At 45.2% G+C, this 21,801-nt stretch carries 14 protein-coding genes; 11 read left to right on the top strand and 3 right to left on the bottom strand.

Annotation, left to right across the window (positions count from 1 at the left end; all coding sequences use genetic code 11):
* The first annotated feature begins 115 nt into the window (after positions 1-115).
* From LT679_RS09760 to LT679_RS09720, 9 genes are all read left to right on the top strand, one after another.
* Positions 116-2,986, top strand: a complete 2,871-nt coding sequence (locus tag LT679_RS09760; RefSeq protein WP_232177283.1) for a ligand-binding sensor domain-containing protein — start codon at positions 116-118, stop codon at positions 2,984-2,986.
* 261 nt (positions 2,987-3,247) lie between these two features.
* Complete coding sequence (locus tag LT679_RS09755; RefSeq protein WP_232177282.1) at positions 3,248-6,262, top strand: SusC/RagA family TonB-linked outer membrane protein; 3,015 nt, start codon at positions 3,248-3,250, stop codon at positions 6,260-6,262.
* A 4-nt stretch (positions 6,263-6,266) separates the two neighbouring features.
* Entirely contained in the window at positions 6,267-7,751 is a 1,485-nt protein-coding gene (locus LT679_RS09750; RefSeq protein ID WP_232177281.1) for a RagB/SusD family nutrient uptake outer membrane protein, read from the top strand.
* 19 nt (positions 7,752-7,770) lie between these two features.
* Positions 7,771-8,607, top strand: coding sequence for a LamG domain-containing protein (locus LT679_RS09745; protein ID WP_232177280.1), 837 nt, complete (start codon positions 7,771-7,773; stop codon positions 8,605-8,607).
* A 68-nt stretch (positions 8,608-8,675) separates the two neighbouring features.
* Complete coding sequence (locus LT679_RS09740) at positions 8,676-10,352, top strand: glucoamylase family protein (RefSeq protein ID WP_232177279.1); 1,677 nt, start codon at positions 8,676-8,678, stop codon at positions 10,350-10,352.
* A 21-nt stretch (positions 10,353-10,373) separates the two neighbouring features.
* Positions 10,374-11,729, top strand: a complete 1,356-nt coding sequence (locus LT679_RS09735; RefSeq protein ID WP_232177278.1) for a glucoamylase family protein — start codon at positions 10,374-10,376, stop codon at positions 11,727-11,729.
* Entirely contained in the window at positions 11,729-13,486 is a 1,758-nt protein-coding gene (locus LT679_RS09730; RefSeq protein WP_232177277.1) for a discoidin domain-containing protein, read from the top strand. Before LT679_RS09735 ends, LT679_RS09730 begins: the two co-directional genes overlap by 1 nt.
* 35 nt (positions 13,487-13,521) lie before the next feature.
* Positions 13,522-15,804 carry a beta-glucosidase BglX gene (gene bglX / locus LT679_RS09725; RefSeq protein WP_232177276.1) on the top strand — a complete coding sequence of 761 codons (2,283 nt, stop codon included), beginning with the start codon at positions 13,522-13,524 and terminating at the stop codon, positions 15,802-15,804.
* Between the two features lie 246 nt (positions 15,805-16,050).
* Positions 16,051-17,352, top strand: a complete 1,302-nt coding sequence (locus LT679_RS09720) for a hypothetical protein (protein WP_232177275.1) — start codon at positions 16,051-16,053, stop codon at positions 17,350-17,352.
* Between the two features lie 74 nt (positions 17,353-17,426).
* On the opposite strand, the gene ahcY is transcribed toward LT679_RS09720, so the two are convergent.
* Complete coding sequence (gene ahcY, locus LT679_RS09715) at positions 17,427-18,743, bottom strand: adenosylhomocysteinase (RefSeq protein WP_232177274.1); 1,317 nt, start codon at positions 18,741-18,743, stop codon at positions 17,427-17,429.
* A gap of 123 nt (positions 18,744-18,866) precedes the next feature.
* Here ahcY and LT679_RS09710 point away from each other — a divergent pair, with 123 nt between their 5' ends.
* Both LT679_RS09710 and LT679_RS09705 read left to right on the top strand, forming a co-directional pair.
* Positions 18,867-19,163: a hypothetical protein gene (locus LT679_RS09710; protein ID WP_232177273.1), complete on the top strand. Its 297-nt coding sequence runs from the start codon at positions 18,867-18,869 to the stop codon at positions 19,161-19,163.
* A gap of 97 nt (positions 19,164-19,260) precedes the next feature.
* Positions 19,261-19,671 carry a BrxA/BrxB family bacilliredoxin gene (locus tag LT679_RS09705; RefSeq protein ID WP_232178065.1) on the top strand — a complete coding sequence of 137 codons (411 nt, stop codon included), beginning with the start codon at positions 19,261-19,263 and terminating at the stop codon, positions 19,669-19,671.
* A 59-nt stretch (positions 19,672-19,730) separates the two neighbouring features.
* Here the strand turns inward: LT679_RS09705 and LT679_RS09700 are convergent, their stop codons facing one another.
* Positions 19,731-20,489, bottom strand: coding sequence for a glycosyltransferase family 2 protein (locus LT679_RS09700; RefSeq protein ID WP_232177272.1), 759 nt, complete (start codon positions 20,487-20,489; stop codon positions 19,731-19,733).
* Positions 20,490-21,737 carry a glycosyltransferase family 4 protein gene (locus LT679_RS09695; RefSeq protein ID WP_232177271.1) on the bottom strand — a complete coding sequence of 416 codons (1,248 nt, stop codon included), beginning with the start codon at positions 21,735-21,737 and terminating at the stop codon, positions 20,490-20,492.
* Between the last annotated feature and the right edge of the window lie 64 nt (positions 21,738-21,801).

Here is a 21,801-nt window from a genome sequence, read left to right as displayed (position 1 = left end):
TTTTTTGTTAACTGCAACGGTTCGCCGCATCTCTTATGTAAACTATAAATATTCATACCTTTACCCCGTATTTAAACTCGTTTATATAAGCCGGTTAATTAATTTGTTGATTATTATGCCTATGCCGCGTTGGGTAAAGTTATGTGTGTTTGTATTGCTGATGCCTGTTATTGGTTTTACGGCCAATATACGCAGCATTGGCGTGCCTTATGTGCAAAACTATCCCAAAAGCCAATACCAGGCAGGCAACCAAAACTGGGCCGAAACGCGAGATGCGGATGGCGTAATGTATTTCGCCAACTCCGAAGGTTTGCTGGCCTACGACGGTCAGAACTGGCAGTTGCACCGCATGCCTAACAGCTTAATAGTTCGGGCTGTTGCAGCAGACGGAAAAGGTAAAATATATACTGGTGCGTTCGGTGAGATAGGTTACTGGTCAAAAAATACTTCAGGCGTATTCAAATACACGTCCTTAGCACATCTTATCCCGGCCAAATACCGCCTTAACGAGGAGGTTTGGAAAATATATGTAAGCGATAAGCAGGTCATCTTTCAATCGTTTGGTGTAATTTACATTTACAGCAATGGTAAGTTAAGTACCATAAAAACCAAACCCTACCTGTTTTTATTTAAAGCAGGCAACCGCTTCATTGTGGAGCAGCTCAATGTTGGCCTGTTTGAGTTAAAGGGTAATAAGCTCGAATTTATTAAGGGCAGCGAAATATTAAAAACGGGAGTACTCACCATATTGCCATTTGGTGATGGCCGCTATTTGATCGGCACATCAAAAAATGGATTGTATTTATACGATGGCCAAAGCATAACCCCATGGAAAACGCGGGCCGACGACTTTTTGCAGCGCTATCAACTTAATAATGGCGTAGCCATACCCGGTAATTACTTCGCGTTTGGTAGCATACTAAACGGAATAATTATCATCGACCGTGCGGGTAATGTAGTGCAGCACATCAATAAGTCAAGCGGGTTACAAAATAATACGGTACTAAGCCTTTACCTGGATAATGAGCAAAACCTTTGGGCAGGCTTAGACAATGGTATCGATCGCATTGAAATTATATCTCCCCTTTATTTTTACTTTGATAAGAGTGGCAAGTTCGGTACAGTATATTCCAGCATTATACATAACAACAAAATATACCTGGGCACCAACCAGGGTTTGTATTACAGCGATTGGATTCCAGACAAAAACCAACTTTTTCAGTCGTTTGATTTTAAGCTGATCCCGGGCAGCCAAGGCCAGGTTTGGGATCTGTCGCTGGTGGATGGCCAACTGCTATGCGGGCATAATGATGGTACCTTTTTTGTGAGCGGTGCCCAGATTAAGCAGATATCAGCTGAAAATGGCGGCTGGATGGTAAAAAAGCTTAACGCAAATCAATTAATACAGGGTACTTATACCGGTTTGGCGGTTTACAAAAAACTCCCTGATGGTCAATGGGCGTTTGATTACAAGGTGAGCAACTTTGTTGTTCCCTCGCGATATGTGGAACCTGATGGCAAAGGCTACATATGGGTAAGCCATGCGTATAAGGGCATCTACAGGGTTAAGCTAAGTGCCGATGGGCGCAGGGCTGAATCTATAAAGTATTATGACGAGAAGAACGGCCTGCCCGGCAGTTATAACATCAACGTTTTCAACCTTGATAACCGGGTTGTATTTTCAAGCAACAACGGCTTCTATGTTTATGATGATATCAGCGACCATTTTTATAAGTACGATCAGCTGAATAAAAAGCTGGGTTCCTTTGCATCCGCCAATAAGGTTATACCGGCTAACGGCAGTAAATACTGGTTTATTGACAGAGGCAGAGCAGCCTTGGGCGATTTATCAGTAACAGGCAATCTTAACCTCGACTCATCGCGCTTTAGCATTTTAAACGGCCGTATGGTAAAGTATTATGAAAATATCAGCCGCATAAGCCCCAGCCTTTATCTCATCAGTATTGACGATGGCTTCGCCATATTTAACGATCAGCCCGAAAGAACAGTAAAGGAAGCACCCGTACCCAAAGTGCTGATCAGGCAGGTTGATAACTTTACAGATAAGGTCAGGACTATTTCAAACTGGAATAATATTGAGATAGCTTACCGGCGTAATAATATCCGTATACGTTATGTGTTGCCGGTTTTTCATCAGGCTAAAATTGAATACCAATACAATCTTAAAGGTTACTCGGGGAGCTGGTCTGAATGGAGCACACAATCGCAACGCGAATTTACAGGTTTAAGGCAGGGCGATTACCGGTTTGAGGTTCGCGCGCGCATTAATGGGCGTATTACCGGGGTTACTGTGCTTAACGTTACCATATTACCGCCCTGGTATTTTACAAAAACAGCATTCTTATGCTATCTGCTGGTGGTTATTGCCGCCTATTACGCGGTAAGGCGTTATTACAGGTTTAAATTGCAGAAGCACAATAAGCGCATGCAGCAAAAACTACAGCGCGAAAAAGAAGAATTTTTGAAGCGTGAAGCAGAGGCAAATGAACAGCGCTTGTTTAAGCTGAAGAATGAGCAACTACAGGCTGATCTTGACCGAAAAGGCCGTGAGCTCACCAATTCGGCAATGAACATAGTTTACAAGAACGAGTTACTGCAACGCATTCTGGACGAAATTGCAGAGTTAAAAGACGCAAACGGCAAAACATTGCCAGCCGAACAGCTCCGTAAAATACAAAAGGTGGTTGACGAGGGCAAAAGCGACGAGCGCGATTGGGTATTGTTTGAGAACAGCTTTAATGAAACACATGAAAATTTCTTCAAAAAGCTAAAAGCCCGGCACCCCGACCTGGTACCGAACGACCTTAAGTTATGCGCCTATCTGCGCATGAACATGAACAGCAAAGAGATGGCATCATTATTGAACATCTCATTAAGGGGAATTGAAATTCGCCGCTATCGCCTGCGTAAAAAACTCGGATTGGAGCATGATAAGAACCTCGTTGAGTTTTTAATGGAAGTTTAGCTACTACATCATCACCTCTCATAAACCGATTAAGCTAATATCTGTATAATTGACACTCACCGCCAATGTGAGTAGGTTGTGTTGTTTTGTAATAATCACAATTTCAGCATTTTAAACTTTATTAAAATTGCGTTTGAGCAAGTATTTTTGCGCTGATGTAGTAATGTAGAGTGCAAAAAATTGAAACAATGTACTACACTTCACAGTTTTGCAGGGTGAATACACACAATTATTAACACCTAAAAATTAATTAACCATTTTATGAAGAGAATAATTACTATCTCATTGTATGGGGTGTTGTGTCTGCTTTTCATCAACAGTGCGTTTGCGCAGAATATTACGGTAAAAGGTACTGTAAAAGATGCAACCACTGGCGAAACGCTGATAGGCGTGAGCATAGCAGTACAAGGCACCCAAACCGGTACCCAAACCGGTCCTGACGGTACTTATACCATCTCTGCCCCGGGCAATGGTAACTTAGCCGTTAGCTATATTGGTTACGCGAGCCAAACCGTAGCTATTAATGGGCAGTCAACCGTAAACATAAGCCTCAAAGCCCAAGCAAACGAATTACAACAGGTAGTGGTAGTAGGTTACGGTACGCAGCGTAAGATAGATGTAACCGGTTCAGTGGCCTCAGTAAAAGGCGAAGAGATTTCAAAACAAGCGTCAGTAAATCCCGTAAGTTCATTACAAGGTAAAGTTGCTGGTGTACAAATTACCAACAACGGCTCGCCGGGTGCCTCTCCTCAAATTACTATTCGTGGTTTAGGGACGGTTTATGGTAACACCAACGTATTATACGTGGTGGACGGCGTTTGGTATGACGACATCAGTTTCCTTAACCCTGCCGACGTTGAGAACGTAAGTATCCTGAAAGACGCTTCAAGTACTGCCATATATGGTTTACGTGCTGCTAATGGCGTTGTATTGGTAACAACAAAACGTGGTAAGAAAAACTCCACAAAGGTTGATTATAATGGTTACGCCGGATGGCAAACCGTTACTAACCCGGTAAAAATGGCCAATGCTACCGAGTATGCAACCATTATTAATGAGTTGTATGCATTGGGTGGTAAAAGCCCTTTATTCAGCGATCCAAACAGTTATGGTAAAGGTACTGATTGGTACGGCCAAGGCTTGCGCGACGCGTTTGTTACCAATCATCAGGTTTCGGTAAATGGTGGTGGCGAAAAGTCAACTTATAACATGTCGTTAGGTTACCTTAGTCAGGACGGTAACGTTCGCGGTAATAATTATGAGCGTTTCACAGCTCGTATAGTAAATGATATTGAGCCGGTTAAAAACCTCAAGTTTGGTTTTAATATCGGTGGACTGTACAGTAAATCAAAAGATATTCCCGGTGGAATATTTCATGAATTTTACTCAGCAGCTCCGGTAGTGCCGGTTTACTATGCCGATGGCAGCTACGGAGATCCGAACGACTTTAACCTGGGTAGTAACCCGGCGTTCAACCCGCAGGTAACCCTTGATTACTTTAACCAAAAATCGCAGAATTACCGCTTCAACGGTAACGTTTATGGCGAGTTAAAATTCCTGAAGAACTTTACTTTTAAAACCAGTTTAGGTGGCGATATCGGTCAGGCCGAAAGCCGTAATTATAGCCCGGTATACGCGGCTACGTTAACACAACGTAATACCATAAGCGTACTCGGCGTTAACCGCACCGAAACCCGCAACTGGATTGTTGAAAATACATTAAGCTATTCAAACAAAATACAGGATCATAGCTTTACTGTTTTGTTAGGACAAACAGCCCAGCGCAATAAGCTTTACAGCTTAACCGCGAGAGCGCAAAACGTGCCATATAGCAGCGAGGGCGATTTATATTTAACGCTTGGCGATCAGGATAGCCGTTTCATCAGCGATGGTGGTTCATTAAGTACATCTTTGTCTTATTTCGGTCGCATTAATTATTCATTCAAGGATAAATATTTACTGAATGCTTCATTGAGGGCAGATGCTAACTCTGCGTTTTACGGTAACAACCTATGGGCTTATCTGCCATCAATCGGTGCAGGTTGGGTTGTGAGCAATGAGTCGTTCATGAAAGATCAGGAGTTATTTAATACCTTAAAGTTAAAAGGTAGCTGGGGTAAAGTAGGTAACGCTAACGTGCCACGTAACCCAACTTATCTGGAGGTAACACAAATTCCTCAATATGCCGCCATTTTCGGTGTCGATCAGCAGTTGTACACCGGTGCAAACATTGCATCATTCGTTCCGCCAACAATTGTTATTGAACGTGGTGTAGGTACTGACGTCGGTATAGAGGCAGCTATGCTTAATAATCGTTTAACCATTGAAGCCGATTATTACAACCGTACCACCGATCAGGCAATTTTTGCTATTCCGATCTTACAATCTTTAGGTGCAAATGTATCTCGTTTAGTAGGTAATCAGGCAAAAATCCGCAACCGCGGTTATGAATTCAGCGCTACCTGGAGAGACAAAGTAGGCCAAGATTTCAGCTATTCATTAAGCGGGAACTTCACAATCAACAATAACAAAGTAATTGAAGTTGTAACTGGTTTGAATCCGATTTATGCAGGTGGTAACGGAATCACTAACGGAGCCTTAGCTACCCGCACCGTTTTAGGCAGCCCTATCGGTGAGTTTTATGGTTATAAAGTTGCAGGTGTTTTCCAAACAGCCGATGAGGTTGCGCAATCATTGCAAACGTCAGCCAAACCGGGTGATTTTAAATACGTAGATACTAACGGCGATAATATACTCGACAGCCGCGACCGTGTAGCTTTAGGTAATCCAAACCCTAAATACTTCTACGGTTTCAACACCAGTTTTAATTATAAAAACTTTGATATGGCGCTGGATTTTCAAGGTGTAGCCGGCGTTAGCGTATACAATGCTAACATTGCCTACCGCTTTGGTAACGAAAATTTCACCAAAGATTTTTATGATAACCGTTGGCACGGAGCGGGTACATCAAATACCTATCCTTCTGCCGATGTAGGTTCTACCGCTAACTCAGCGCCAAATTCATTCTATGTTCAAAGCGGTGCTTATTTCAGGGTACGTAATATACAACTGGGTTATACCTTACCAGGCAATTTATTAAGTAAATGGAAGATTCAGCGTATAAGACTATATGCAAATGCGCAAAACCCAATTAACATCTTTAGTTATAAAGGCTTCAACCCTGAGGTTGGCGGTGCGCCTACCGAAGCCGGTATTGATGCCAATGTTTACCCGCTTTATGCAACCTATAATTTTGGTGTTAACCTAAGTTTCTAATAAAATGAAGAAGATAAATAATCAATATAAACACAGCTTCGTAGCTATGGCTATGCTTGCTACGCTCTTTGTATCTCAAGGTTGTAAAAAAAGCTTCCTGGATGTGCCGCTGCAAGCACAGCAACCCAGCCAAAACTTTTTTGTAAACGCGGGTGATGCTGATAAAGCAGTAAACTCGTTATATGGTAATCAACGAGATTGGAACAATGTTGCTTTCGCACCCATAGCGCTTGAAAGCGTGGGTTCTGACGAGGCTGAAAAGGGCAGTACGCCGAGCGACGCTACCTTTTTTAATAACTACGATAATTTTACCGTTACAGCCGGCGAAGGGCAATTAGGAGGTTTTTGGCAGGGAAAATATCAATCTATTAACCTGGCAAACCAGGTGCTTGATAATGTGCCAAAAATTCAAATGGATGCAGCATTGAAGAACAGGTATTTGGCTGAGGCTAAATTTATGCGTGCTTACAGCTACTTCCGTTTGGTAAGGGCTTTTGGCGATGTGCCATTACGCTTAACTGTGCCTAAAGATGCGACAGAATTCAATATTCCGCGCACGCCGAAAGCGCAGGTTTATGCAGCCATCGAAAAAGATTTAACCGAAGCCGCTGCAGCGCTGCCGCAAAGCTATCCGGCTGATCAGCTTGGCCGTGTTACAAAAGGTGCAGCTTTGGCATTACATGCTAAAGTTGCCATGTATCAGCAAAAATGGGCTGATGTGCTCGACTTGACAAACCAAGTCAAAGGTTTAGGCTACTCATTGTTCCCTAACTTTTATCAGTTGTTCAGGGTAACCAATGAAAATAACTCTGAGTCTGTTTTTGAAATACAAGCTAAACGTGTTGATGGAAATCCGGAAGCATCTAACTCTCAATATTCACAGGTTCAGGGTGCCCGTGGTACCGTTGGCGGTGGCTGGGGCTTTAACGTGCCTACGGAAGAGTTGGCCGAAGCGTTTGAAGAAGGAGACCCGCGCAGGGCTGGTACCATTATGTTCAGAGGCCGTACCACGCCGGATGGCGATGCTGTACCTGCAAATGCTGATAACCCGATGTATAACATGAAATCGTACGTGCCATTCAGGTATTTTGTTAGCGGTTACAACGAGGGTGCCGACCAAAATATCCGTGTTATACGTTATGCTGATGTTTTGTTAATGAATGCCGAAGCAGCCAATGAACTTGGGCAAACCAGTGTAGCCTTGGAATCACTTGAGCAGGTAAGAGCCCGCGCACGCCAGGGTAACAATAGCATACTGCCACGCGTTACTACCACCAATAAAGATCAGTTGCGTTTAGCCATATGGCATGAGCGCCAGGTGGAACTGGCCATGGAGTTTGACCGTTATTTTGACGTAATACGCCAAGGCCGTGCGGCAGAGATTTTTGGTCCTAAAGGCTGGAAGGCTAATAAAAACGAAGTTTGGCCTATCCCACAAAATGAGATCGATTTAAGTGCGGGTGTTTTAACGCAAAACCCGGGTTATTAATCACTAAGCATTATCATTCATGAAAAAGTATAGCTTTAAAAATATATTAGGTGTTGCCCTCGCAGGGTTGGCATTATCATCCTGCCAAAAGGATTTTGACCCAAAATCATACGCGCCGCCGTTAAGCATAGGCGGTTATACCAGCGCTGCACAGGTAGCGCCATCAAATTTGGTAGCGCATTGGGCTTTTGATGGTAATTTGGCGGACAGTGTATCAAAAACTGCCGGAACGGCTACAGGTACTTCATTTACCGCCGGTATTAAAGGGCAAGGCCTGCAAGGCGCGTTAAATAGTTATGTAATTGCAGCACCAAGTGCAACTATAACCGGTTTAAGCAGCTTTACCATGACGGAATGGGTGAACACGCCGCCACCTTCAACAGGTATCATAGGCCTGTTCAGTTTAGCAAAAACCAATGCCTTTTGGGGGAATTTTGAAATTTTCATTGAAAACGGAAGTACCAATGATAACGGTAAACTTCGTGTGCATTTCTTTAATGGTACCGATGACGTTACCTACGCACTTGATAACGTGAAAAACATGTTTGACAAATGGGTAAACCTTGGCGTATCATACAACGAATCTACTTCGGTGATAACTGTGTATTTAAACGGATCAGAAGTAGGTAATACCAAACTTAACGGATTATCTGGAGCGTTAAAGTTTCAAAACACGGGCAATATTGTTTTTGGCTGCGTTCAGTTTCAAACAGATCCAAGCCAGACAACCGCTACCGGGAAACAGAGCTGGGCAAGTTACCTTACAGGCCAGCTTGATGAAGTACGCATCTACAACAAGGCATTGAGTGATAGCGAAATCAACGCCGTTGTTAAACTTGAAGGCCGGGGCAAATAATTATATAGTGTTTACAATTGGAAAGTTACCCACCTCAAAAGGGTGGGTAACTTGTTTAAAAAGTAGTTATGGTGAAGAGGATATTGTTTTACTTGGGTTTGATATTTGTTGCGGCTTCGTGCAGTAAAAGCGGGAATGATACTGTTGACCCGGTTACACCACCGCCAACGCAGCCCGGTTCATTCACGTTTAATGCTTTGCGGGTCAATGGGGCTTCGTCAGGTTTTAGCTACCGTAATATCAATACATCGCCCGTAATTAAAATATCTTTCTCGGCAGCCTTAGATAAAAGTACGGTTAAGAACAGTGTAACTTTTAAAACAGCATCCGGCGCCAATGTAAATTATGATGCCACTTATGAGGATGACGATAAAACCGTCGTGATAAAACCATCATCAGCATTACAGAACATTACTAAATACAGCGTTGATGTTACCACGGCGCTTAAAGCAACTACTAAGGGCAGCCTGCAATCGGCAGTGTCGGTACAGTTATTAACCGCTATTGATTCAACCGACAAGTTTCCGCGCATTTCTGACGATGCTTTGCTCAACCTGGTGCAGCGCCAAACCTTTAAATACTTTTGGGACTTTGGCCATCCAACCAGCGGCATGGCGCGCGAGCGTAATTCATCGGGTGATGTGGTTACAACAGGCGGTTCTGGCTTTGGGGTAATGGCTTTAGTGGCGGCGGTTAACCGCAATTTTATTACTCGTGCCGAAGGTTTGACGCGTATGCAAAAAATAGTCGGCTTTTTAAAAACTGCCGATAAATTTCATGGCGCTTTTCCGCATTGGTTGAATGGTGCTACTGGCAAGGTTCAACCATTTAGTGAGAAAGATAACGGTGCCGACCTGGTTGAAACATCATTTTTGATGGAAGGCCTGATCACTGCTCGCCAGTATTTTAACGGCGCAGGTACCGCCGAGGCTACTTTGCGCAGCGACATTAACGAGTTATGGAATGGCGTAGAATGGGACTGGTTCCGTCGAGGTGGTCAAAACACCCTTTACTGGCATTGGAGCCCTAATTACAATTGGGACATGAACATGCAGGTAAGCGGCTGGAACGAGGCATTAGCCGTGTATGTACTCGCTGCATCGTCAAATACGCATGCCATACCAAAAGCTGTTTATGATAACGGCTGGGCAGCTAATGGCGCCATGCGCAATGGCAATACTTACTTTGGTGTGCAATTGCCATTAGGGCCGACGCAGGGCGGGCCGATGTTTTTTGAACATTACTCATTCTCTGCCATTAACCCAACAAACCTTACAGATGCTTATGCCAATTATGATAAGCAAACCAAAGCCCACACACTGGTTAACTATAATTATTGTATAAGCAACCCCAAACAATATAACGGCTATAGCGCCGACTGCTGGGGATTGACCGCAAGCGACATCAAGGGCGGTTATACGGCCAGCTCGCCAACTAATGATGTGGGTGTGATTGCACCAACGGCTGCCATAGCATCAATGCCTTACGCGCCGGAGGAGAGCATGAAAGCCTTAAAATTCTATTACTATAAACTGGGCGATAAATTGTGGGGCGATTATGGCTTTTATGATGCCTTTAACCTGACCGACCCATGGTTTGCCGACTCATACCTGGCCATCGACCAGGGGCCTATTGTTACCATGATAGAGAACCACCGCAGTGGCCTATTGTGGAACCTGTTTATGAGCGCGCCTGAAATAAAAACCGGAATGAAAGCACTGGGCTTTACAAGCCCTAACCTATAAACGTTTTTACTGACAATAAAAATGAAGAAACTTATACTGATAGCGCTGTTGATTTCATCAGCGTGCCATGGCTTTGCCCAAGGCAAAAAAACAACTGTAAAATACACGGCCATTAAACCGGTTGGGGTTATCAAAAACCTAAGCGACAGCGCCCTGCTTGATGTGGTGCAGCGCCAAACCTTCCGCTACTTTTGGGATTTCGCCCATCCGGTTAGTGGTATGGCGCTTGAGCGTAGTAACGAGGCTTTTGATTATGGTGGCGAAGTGGTTACCACCGGCGGCACCGGCTTCGGCATTATGGCCATGATTGTAGCGGTTGACCGTAAGTGGATACCGCGTGAGCAAGCGGTTGACCGTATGCTGAATATGGTGAAATTCCTTTCCAAAGCGGATGCCTACCATGGCGTTTTTCCGCATTGGCTGAATGGCGCAACCGGCAAGATCATCCCGTTTGGCCGTAAGGATGATGGCGGCGATCTGGTTGAAACATCATTCCTGTTTCAGGGACTACTCACCGCCAAACAATATTACAACGGTACTAACCCAAAAGAAGAAGAATTACGCAACCGCATAGGCTGGTTATGGAGCGAAATTGAATGGGATTTTTACACCCATGAGCGCGATAATCTATACTGGCACTGGTCGCCAAATAATGGCTGGGCCATGAATTTCCCGATACGTGGTTTTAACGAGTGCCTCATTACCTACGTGCTGGCCGCCAGTGCTGAGCGCTACCCGGTTGACGCTGCCCGGATTTATAACCGCGGCTGGGCACAAAGCGATTTTTTTAAAAATGGTAAATCGTTCTATGGCATCAAACTGCCCTTGGGTTTTGATTATGGTGGCCCGCTGTTTTTTACACATTACTCATTCCTTGGCCTAAACCCTAAAGGATTGAAAGATCAATATGCCGATTACTGGGAGCAGAATGTAAATCATACCCGCATCAACTATGCTTACTGTGTTGATAACCCTAAAAAATTTAAAGGCTATGGCGAAAATTGCTGGGGCTTAACTGCCAGTGATAATCACGAGGGCTACAATGCCCATTCACCGACTAATGATCTGGGGGTGATCACACCAACGGCGGCATTATCGGCATTCCCTTACACGCCAAAGGAATCAATGAAAGCGCTGCGCCATTTTTACTGTGACCTGGGTGATAGGATATGGGGTGAATATGGTTTTGTAGATGCTTTTAACGAGAGCAAAAATTGGTACGCCAAATCATACCTGGCTATTGATCAGGGGCCTATTGTGGTGATGATCGAGAATCATCGCAGCGGCTTGCTATGGAACTTGTTTATGAGCGCGCCCGAAGTACAAGGCGGACTTAAAAAGTTAGGTTTTGAAAGTCCGGCTATAAAAAGCAATTAATGAAAAGGGTAATAAATGTATTAGGTATTGCCGGCGCTTTGCTGCTGTTTGCTGGTATCGCTACCGCGCAAAATAGCCAGCGTACGTATTGTAATCCTATCAATATTGATTACGGGTATACGCCTATCCCCAACTTTTCAACCGCGGGTCGCCACCGTGCTACGGCCGATCCGGTTATCGTAACTTACAAGGGCGATTACTACCTGTTCAGCACCAACCAATGGGGCTACTGGTGGAGCAGCGATATGAGCAACTGGCACTTCGTGGCTCGCCATTTTTTACGCCCCGAGCACAAGGTGTATGATGACCTTTGTGCACCCGCTGTTTGGGTACAGGGCGATACCTTGCTGGTATTTGGCTCCACCTATTCGGATAACTTCCCGATATGGATGAGCACTAACCCGAAAGGCAACGAATGGAAAGAAGCTATCCACAAGTTTGAACCCGGTGGCTGGGACCCGGCATTCTTTCGTGATGATGACGGCAAGCTGTACATGTACAATGGCAGCAGCAATGTTTACCCGATATATGGTGCCGAGGTTGACCCAAAAACCTTTCATCTGAAAGGCTATCGCAAGGAGATGTACCTGCTGCAACCTTACAAATATGGTTGGCAGCGTTTCGGCGAAAATCTGGATAACATTTTCCTCGACCCTTTTATGGAGGGTGCCTGGATGACCAAGCATAACAAAAAGTACTACCTGCAATACGGCGCTCCGGGTACCGAGTTCAGCGGCTATTCGGATGGGGTGATAGTAGGCGAGGGGCCTTTGGGGCAATTTAAGCCACAGCCTATGCCGTTCAGCTACAAGCCGGGAGGCTTCGCGCGTGGTGCCGGTCATGGTGCTACCTATCAGGATAAATGGAATAACTACTGGCATGTATCAACCATGGTTATCGCCATAAAAAATAATTTTGAGCGCCGCATTGGTATATGGCCTGCCGGATTTGACAAGGATGATGTAATGTATTGCAATACCGCTTTTGGCGATTATCCTACCTATCTGCCCAACGGCGAAACAGATCACCTGAAAAGCCGCTTTACGGGCTGGATGCTGCTTAATTATAACAAACCCGTAACAGTATCATCAACCCTGGGTAACTACTCTGCCAACAACGCGGTTGATGAGGATATAAAAACCTACTGGAGCGCCAAAAGCGCTAACGCGGGAGAGTGGATAGCGACCGATCTGGGTAATGTAAGTACAGTACACGCGGTGCAGATAAACTATGCCGATCAGGATGCAGAGGTGCTGGGCAAACCTTCGGGGCCGTTTTATCATCAGTATAAATTACTTTACTCAACAGATAATAAAAGCTGGAAAACCCTTGTCGACAAAAGCAAAAATAAAACCGATGTTCCGCATGATTATGTGGAGCTGAGCAAACCGGTAAGGGCACGCTATATTAAGCTGGTAAATCAGCACATGCCTACAGGCAAATTTGCTATAAGCGGCCTGCGCGTGTTCGGTAACGGCGGAGGTGCTAAGCCTGATACTGTTAAAGAGTTTATTGTACTGCGCACCGAAAAGGATAAACGCGATGCCTGGCTAAAATGGCGGCCGGTTGATAATGCTTACGCCTACAATATTTACACCGGCGTAGCGCCTGATAAGCTGTACAATTGCATCATGGTGCACAACGCCAGTCAGTATTTTTTTAAGGCGATGGATAAGGATTTGCCTTATTACTTCCGCATTGAGGCTGTAAACGAGAATGGCGTTTCGCAGCAAACGACAGTTATTAAATCGGAATAGAAAATAAGTTTAACTTAAGTATATACTACAAGATTATGAAGTTATCAAAAATAGTCATTGCATCGTGCCTGGTGTTAACAGGCTTTGGGGCATCGGCACAAAAGGCCGCCCGCGATGCTAAGATGGATGCCTACATCAACAAGTTGATGGCTAAAATGACGATCGACGAAAAGATCGGTCAGCTTAACCTGCCATCAATAGGCTTTGATGTTACCGGGCCAATATTAAGTCAGGGTGTAGAGGAAAAGATTGAAAAGGGCATGGTTGGCGGCGTTTTCAACACGTATACGCCAAATGCTGTGCGTAAACTGCAGGAGTTAGCCATAAAAAAAACACGCCTTAAAATACCCCTGCTTTTTGGATATGATGTGATACATGGGCACCGTACTATTTTCCCGATACCGCTGGGCCTTTCTGCATCATGGGATATGCCTTTGATACAAAAAACCGCGCGTGCTGCTGCTGATGAGGCTACGGCCGATGGTTTGAACTGGGTGTTTTCGCCTATGGTTGATATAGCGCGCGATCCGCGCTGGGGCCGTGTGGCCGAAGGCGGAGGTGAGGATACCTGGCTGGGCTCGCAGATTGCCCGTGCTATGGTTAAGGGTTATCAGGGCGAAAACAACGACCTGCGCCGTGAGGATGCCGTACTGGCCTGCGTAAAACACTTTGCATTATACGGCGCTGCCGAAGCTGGTCGTGATTACAACACGGTTGACATGAGCATGCGTAAAATGACTGAAACTTACCTGCCTGCTTACAAAGCCGCTGTTGACGCGGGTGTGGCAACCGTAATGAGTTCGTTTAACGAGATAAACGGCGTTCCTGCTGCTGCTAACCATTGGCTGCTTACTGATTTGCTGCGTAACCAATGGGGCTTTAAAGGCATGGTAGCAACCGATTATACCGCCATTATGGAGCTTAAAAACCATGGCATGGGCGATGACGCACAGGTAGCTAAACTGGCACTTGTTGCCGGTAACGATATGGACATGGTGAGCGATTTGTTTATTGGCGAACTGAAAAAACTGGTTCAGGCTAAAAAACTGGACGTAAAATACATTGACCTCGCTTGCCGCCGCGTGCTGGAATCAAAATATAAGCTGGGATTATTTGATGATCCGTACCGCAACATCAGCGAAAATCGTGCTAAGAACAACATCATGAATGCCGAAAAGCTCGCTTTGGCTAAGGAGGCGGCTGAAAAAAGTATGGTATTGTTAAAGAATGATAATAACACCCTTCCATTGCAAGCCGGTAAAAAGATAGCCTTTGTTGGGCCAATGGTTAAAAACCAGCGTGACCTGATTGGTAACTGGAGTGGTGCCGGGGACTGGAAAAAGGCCATAAGCTTTTGGGATGCTTTGCAGGCACAATATCCATCAAACAAATTTACCTATGCCAAAGGATGTAATATTTTAGATGATAAAGCTTTGATAGATAAGCTTAACCCGCATGATGCGCAAATAGTACTGGACAGTAAATCACCTGCCGATCTGATTAAGGAAGCTGTTGAAACAGCAAAAGATGCTGATGTAGTTGTTGCCATGATGGGTGAAGCGTTTGGGATGAGCGGTGAAGCTGCGAGCCGTAGCGATATCAGTCTGCCTGCAAATCAGCAAAATCTATTAAAAGCCTTGCGCGAAACCGGTAAGCCAATTGTATTAGTGTTGATGAACGGCCGCCCGTTAACCCTGCAATGGGAGCATGATAACACTGCCGCCATTTTAGAGGCCTGGTTCCCCGGCACCAAAGCAGGCGATGCTATTGCTGATGTGCTTTTTGGAAAATACAATCCGTCAGGCAAATTGAGCATGACTTTTCCGCGCAGCGTAGGGCAGATACCAATTTATTACAATGCTAAAGGTACAGGCCGTCCTTTTAATGATGAGCAAAAGTACACCTCAAAATACCTGGATATACCTAATACGCCGCTTTATCCGTTTGGTCACGGCTTAAGCTATACCACTTTTGGTTACAGCGCTATCAAGCTAAGCAAAACCAGCATCCGCAACGGAGAGCGTTTTACAGCTACGGTTACCTTGAACAATACCGGTAAATACGACGGTGAAGAAACTGTGCAATTATACATCCGAGATATGGTAGGCTCAGTTACCCGCCCGGTTAAGGAGTTGAAAGGCTTTCAAAAAGTATTCCTGAAAGCGGGTGAAAGCAGAACGGTAACCTTTAACGTAAGTACCGACGATTTGAAGTTTTACGACATCAACATGAAATATACCACCGAGCCTGGCGACTTTAAGTTGTTCATCGGTAGCAGCTCGGCAGATGTTAAGGAAGCTGATTTCAAGTTGTTATAACGATCTTTCTTTTCTCGGATTTTTAGTGTGTTAATTAAGTGCATGCCCGGCTTTTGCCGGGCATTTTTGTTGCAGGCATAATCATGTAAATATTACGCGGAATGATGTAAAACTGAGGCGGGCATAGCAGCTTAGCTTTGTAGTAATTGATTTAACTACCACACCTTTATGATAAATAAAGTGCTCCTTTTACTTTCATTTTCTATATTGACTGCTCTGCCGGCCCTCGCGCAGCACGAGCATAATATGCAAAAAGATACTGTCAAGCCCGATAAGGCTAAACATCAGCACAATATGCAGATGGGCGATATGGGTGGCATGAAGCATGATACTATGGCCATGCTTGGGATGAATCATTCGTATTCACTTAGCTTGCCCATGAGCCGTAATGGCTCCGGTACGTCATGGATGCCTGATAATACACCTATGTACATGTTGATGAAACATACCAAAAAGGGCATGTTCATATTTCACGGCAGTATGTTTTTGCGCTATAACAATCAGCAGTTGAACGGCAAAACCCAACGCAGCGATACACAGTTTGACGCGCCCAACTGGTTTATGGCCATGTATAACCGGCAGGTAGGCAAAAACGGACTGCTCAACATCAGTGCCATGCTAAGCGCCGATCCGTGGACGGTTACCGAACGTGGTTACCCGCTGTTATTTCAAAGCGGCGAAAGCTACAAAGGCCAAACCCTGGTTGACCGCCAGCATCCGCACGATCTGTTTAGCGGGTTGACCATTGGTTATACTCAGCGTTTAAGTAAAAAGGTAGATGTATTTGGTTACTTCGGTTATCCCGGCGAACCGGCACTTGGCACCCCCGCGTTTATGCACCGCATTGTGGCGCTGAATGATCCGGATGCACCGCTTGGTCATCACTGGCAAGATGCTACCCACATTACCTATGGTGTAGCCACATTAGGGGTAAGGATTGATAAATATAAACTGGAAGGATCAGTATTCACCGGTCGCGAACCGGACGAGGACAGGTATGATTTTGATAAGATGCGTTTCGACAGCTACTCATGGCGGGCATCATTCAACCCGAATAAGGCATGGGCTTTCCAGGTATCGCAGGCGTATATTAATAGTCCGGAGTTGTTGCATCCTGATGAAAATATATGGCGATATTCTGCATCGGCATTGTATGCCTCGCCGGTATCGCACGATGGCAAGTATTTTACCGGCGCACTGGTTTGGGGTATGAACCATAGCGGCCACGGCGATGAACATTCACTTTTAGCCGAGGGAACACGCCAGTTAAACAAGCAGGCGATATATGGGCGCTACGAATTTGTGCAAAAATCAGCAGAAGAACTGGCGCTTGAAGAGCAATTTGGCGAGGCTATATTCAACGTTCATAAATTAACACTGGGTACCAACCGTCGCCTGTTCAAAACTGGCCCAATAGAATATATCGGAGGTATACAGGCATCTATTAATATAGTACCTGAACGATTACACCCGCTTTACGGCAACACGCCCATGAGCGGGCAGGTTTACCTGCAAATACGCCCGGGGCTGATGAAGCATAAGATGTAATAAATAGAAAAGCGGCATGATCAAAACCATGCCGCTTTTATATGCTTTCAGCTTTGCTTTTACACTTTCAGCTATTAATAACGATAGTACTCCGGTTTGAACGGGCCATCAACTGTTACGCCGATGTATTCAGCCTGATCCTGTTCAAGTACTTCCAGCTCAACGCCAATTTTAGCAAGGTGCAGGCGGGCTACTTTCTCGTCAAGGTGTTTTGGCAGCGTATAAACTTTATTTTCGTATTTGTCGCCATTGGTCCAAAGCTCTAATTGAGCAAGGGTTTGGTTGGTAAATGAGTTACTCATTACAAAGCTTGGGTGGCCGGTAGCGCAACCTAAGTTAACCAAACGGCCTTCGGCTAATACAATCACATCTTTACCGTCAATAGTGTATTTATCAACCTGTGGCTTAATTTCAATTTTAGTATTTCCATAAGCGCCGTTTAACCAGGCCATATCAATCTCATTATCAAAGTGACCGATGTTACATACAATAGCTTTATCCTTTAACGCACGGAAGTGTTGCTCACGCACAATATCCTTATTACCGGTAGCGGTAACCACAATGTCAGCCTCTGCGATGGCGGTGCTTAATTTTTTAACCTCAAAACCTTCCATAGCCGCTTGCAGGGCGCAGATTGGATCGATCTCGGTAACAATAACACGTACACCTGCGTTACGTAATGAATCAGCAGAGCCTTTACCTACATCGCCATAACCGCAAACAACGGCTACTTTACCGGCCATCATTACGTCGGTAGCACGGCGGATAGCGTCAACTAATGATTCGCGACAGCCGTATTTGTTATCAAATTTTGATTTGGTAACCGAGTCGTTCACGTTAATGGCAGGCATTGGTAGCGTACCATTCTTCATGCGCTCGTACAGGCGGTGCACGCCGGTAGTAGTTTCTTCTGACAGGCCTTTAATAGCGGCAACCAGTTCAGGGTATTTATCCAATACCATGTTGGTTAAATCGCCACCATCGTCCAGTATCATGTTAAGCGGCTGGCGCTCTTCGCCAAAAAACAAGGTTTGCTCAATGCACCAGTCAAACTCTTCGGCATTCATGCCTTTCCAGGCATAAACCGAGATACCGGCAGCAGCGATAGCGGCTGCAGCGTGATCCTGAGTTGAGAATATATTGCATGATGACCAGGTAACTTCAGCACCCAGTTCGATCAAAGTTTCAATCAATACGGCAGTCTGGATAGTCATGTGCAGGCAGCCTGCAATGCGTGCACCGGCCAATGGTTTTGATGGGCCGTACTCGGCACGTAATGCCATCAAGCCTGGCATTTCAGCCTCAGCCAGTTCAATTTCTTTGCGGCCCCACTCAGCCAGCGAAATATCTTTTACCTTGTATTTCAGGTAAGCAGTCTCTACAGTCGACATATTTTTTATTTTTCGTTATAGAATGCAAAAGTACGTAATAATGTTTTGTTAATGAAATTGATGCTACGGGCGGCAGCTTAATTGGTAAACTTTTTGTATATCATCAGGCTGATATACAGCCTTATGTTAGAACACGCGCTCATCATCGCCCTCATTGTACTATTTATACATGCGTGCAGCTGGAAGGGGATGATATTTGACGGCATCAAAAAGATAGTAGAGCCCAAAGGTAGCCTCTACAAGCCGCTTTATGGTTGCCCCATTTGCATGACGCCGTATTACGGCACGATAATATACCTGTTATTTTTCCGCCAGTCCGTTGCCGATGGATTGCTTACCGTAGCTGCAGCCAGCGGATTAAATGTATTGTCTGTACTGCTGATCGATATAAAGGACGGTATTTGTAAGCGCGCCGAATGAGGCAACCGTCAAACCAATGTTATTATTACGCCGGTTTTAATAGTTTTTGTATGGAATTGATATTTTTGTATCAATTTAATTTAAAGGATAGTATATGATGTACCCAGAATATTTAGTTGCCCCGATGCGTGCCGAATTGACCAACGCGGGCTTTCAGGAACTTAAGGATGCCGAAGCGGTAAAAAGCGCTATTGAAAGCGAAGGTACCGTATTGGTAGTTGTTAACTCGGTTTGCGGTTGCGCTGCGGCCAACGCGCGCCCTGCTGCCCGTGCTGCCGTTACTTATGAAAAACACCCGGATAAACTGGTAACCGTTTTTGCAGGTATGGAGAAAGACGCGGTTGACACAGCCCGTAACTACATGCTGCCTTACCCACCATCATCACCATCAATGGCTTTATTTAAGGATGGTAAATTGGTGCACATCATCGAGCGCCACCAGATTGAAGGCCGCCCTGCACAAATGATAGCTGATAACCTGGTACACGCATTTGAGCAATACTGCTAATCAGCATAAAATATAAAAAAGTGAACCCGTGGCATAAGCTCCGGGTTTTTTTGTGGGGTTTAGTCGTTAGTACGGCGGTGCAGCAGCCAGTACCACGCCAGGTTAAAGGCGATAACCGTGTGGTTGAGCAGGGTAGGCAGTAAGCCATAATACTCACGCATAATGTTAAAACGTTCCACAAGGCTTTGCCGGTGTTTTTGTTTGGACATGCCGCCCACCAGGTATTTAGCTACATAACGTTTAATGTTGACAATTTTTTTGGCTTGCCTGGCGGCATGTAATATCCAGTCGATATCTGCACTTAGTTCATAACGGCTATCATATGGCTTTGTGAGGCTACGCCTGATGTATATGGCCTGGTGGCTCACACTCATGCCGTATTTAAAGCTGCGCCAATTGAATTTTTCAGGTGCTTTGTGCCTGCGTTGACCGAGGCTTTTACCGTCCGCATTGATCATCTCCGTTTCGCCATAGTAAATATCGGCGTCCGGCACGCTGGCAAATACGGCTCCGACGGTTCCGGCGTCATATAGCTCATCGCCGGAGTTCATAAACAACACATAATCGCCGGATGCTAATACCAAACCTTTGTTCATAGCATCATAAATACCCTTATCTTTTTCGCTCACCAGCCGGGCAATACGGTCCTGATATTTGTGGATGATAGCTAAAGTTCCATCTGTTGAAGCACCATCAATGATAATATACTCAATATTAGCATACGTTTGCCCTAATACCGATAGCATGGTGCGCTCAATATCGCGTACGTTATTATACACAACGGTGATAATGCTGAGAGGCGGGTTAAACGCTGCCATTTATAATATTGAATTATAAAGATTGATGTATTGTTTGGCTACTATATCATTGGTAAAGTTATCCAGTACCTTTTTCCGGGCCGATGTTGATAAGCCTGCCTTATCTTCAGAAAATAACAAGTGCTTGATGCCCGTTGCCAGATCGGCCGCCGATTTATATTCAGCCAGATAACCGTTCTGCTGATGGTCTATCAGATCAGGAATGCCACCAGCGTTGAATGCCGCTACGGGCGTACCGCAGGCCAGAGATTCCATAATCATGTTAGGCAGGTTGTCTTCAAGCGATGGCGATACAAACACATCGGCAGCGCTATACAATTCTGCCAGGTCGGCCTCCGCACTGATGATGCTTAGCTCCTTAACCTTAAACGGCAGGATGCTGGTATCAAAATGCTTGTTCTTTCCAAATATCACCATTTGCACACTCGCTTCTCTAATTTGTTGTTTTAGCAAGTGCAGCGCCTCAACCAAATAGGTGATTCCCTTACGGCGATCGTTTATGTTTGCGGCGCCAAAAAGAATAATCCTGGCATCGGTATCAATCCCCCATCTTTTGCGGACTATAGCTTTATCTTTTGGTGAAAATATATCAATATCAATAGGATTTGGAATTGCCACTGTTGGTTTGGTACCCAGCAAACCGCTACTGCGCGACACATTACCCAGCCATTTGCTGCAGCTTACCACATGCAGATTTTGCGCGTCTTTTAAACCATCAAACTTACGCTGCCAAACTTTGTGCGAAAGATCATTCTGCCCCGGCCGACGCAACATCCAGCAGTTACCGCATTGGTTCATAAAATGATCGCAGCCGTTGGAGTAGTGGCAGCCTCCGGTGAATGCCCACATATCATGCAGTGTCCAAACCACAGGTTTACCCAACTGCAGCAGCTGTTGCAGATTTTTTATGCTAAGGTAGCCGGAGTTCGTCCAGTGCAGGTGCAATATGTCAGCTTCCTGTATAGCGGGATGGTGAGCAATATTGCTGCCGCTATTAGCAGGCGAAAACGCAAAGCGCACGGTTTTATCCCTTTCCTCAAAAGCGATGAAAGGTAAGCGTTCAAGTAAAAAGTGGGCTTTGGCCGCGCGTTTCCCTGTAGTAGCAGTTACCCTTTGTTCTGCGGTGAGTTTCTGTTGCACAGCCATGGTTACATCAACGCCGTTTTGAACCAGCGCTTTAAGCAGGCGCATGCTAGCAGCAGGAGCGCCTCCACCGGCATCGGCAGTATTGATGAGTGTAACCTTCATGTTTTAAAACAGGCACAAGTATAGCTAATTGCAGCCATTTATGCTTAACAGGTACGTTAAGTAA

It is taken from the genome of Mucilaginibacter roseus (assembly GCF_021215455.1).
Classification (GTDB): Bacteria; Bacteroidota; Bacteroidia; order Sphingobacteriales; family Sphingobacteriaceae; genus Mucilaginibacter; species Mucilaginibacter roseus.
The sequence above is the reverse complement of the archived record's forward strand: the minus strand, read 5'-3'. Positions and strand labels throughout refer to the sequence as shown.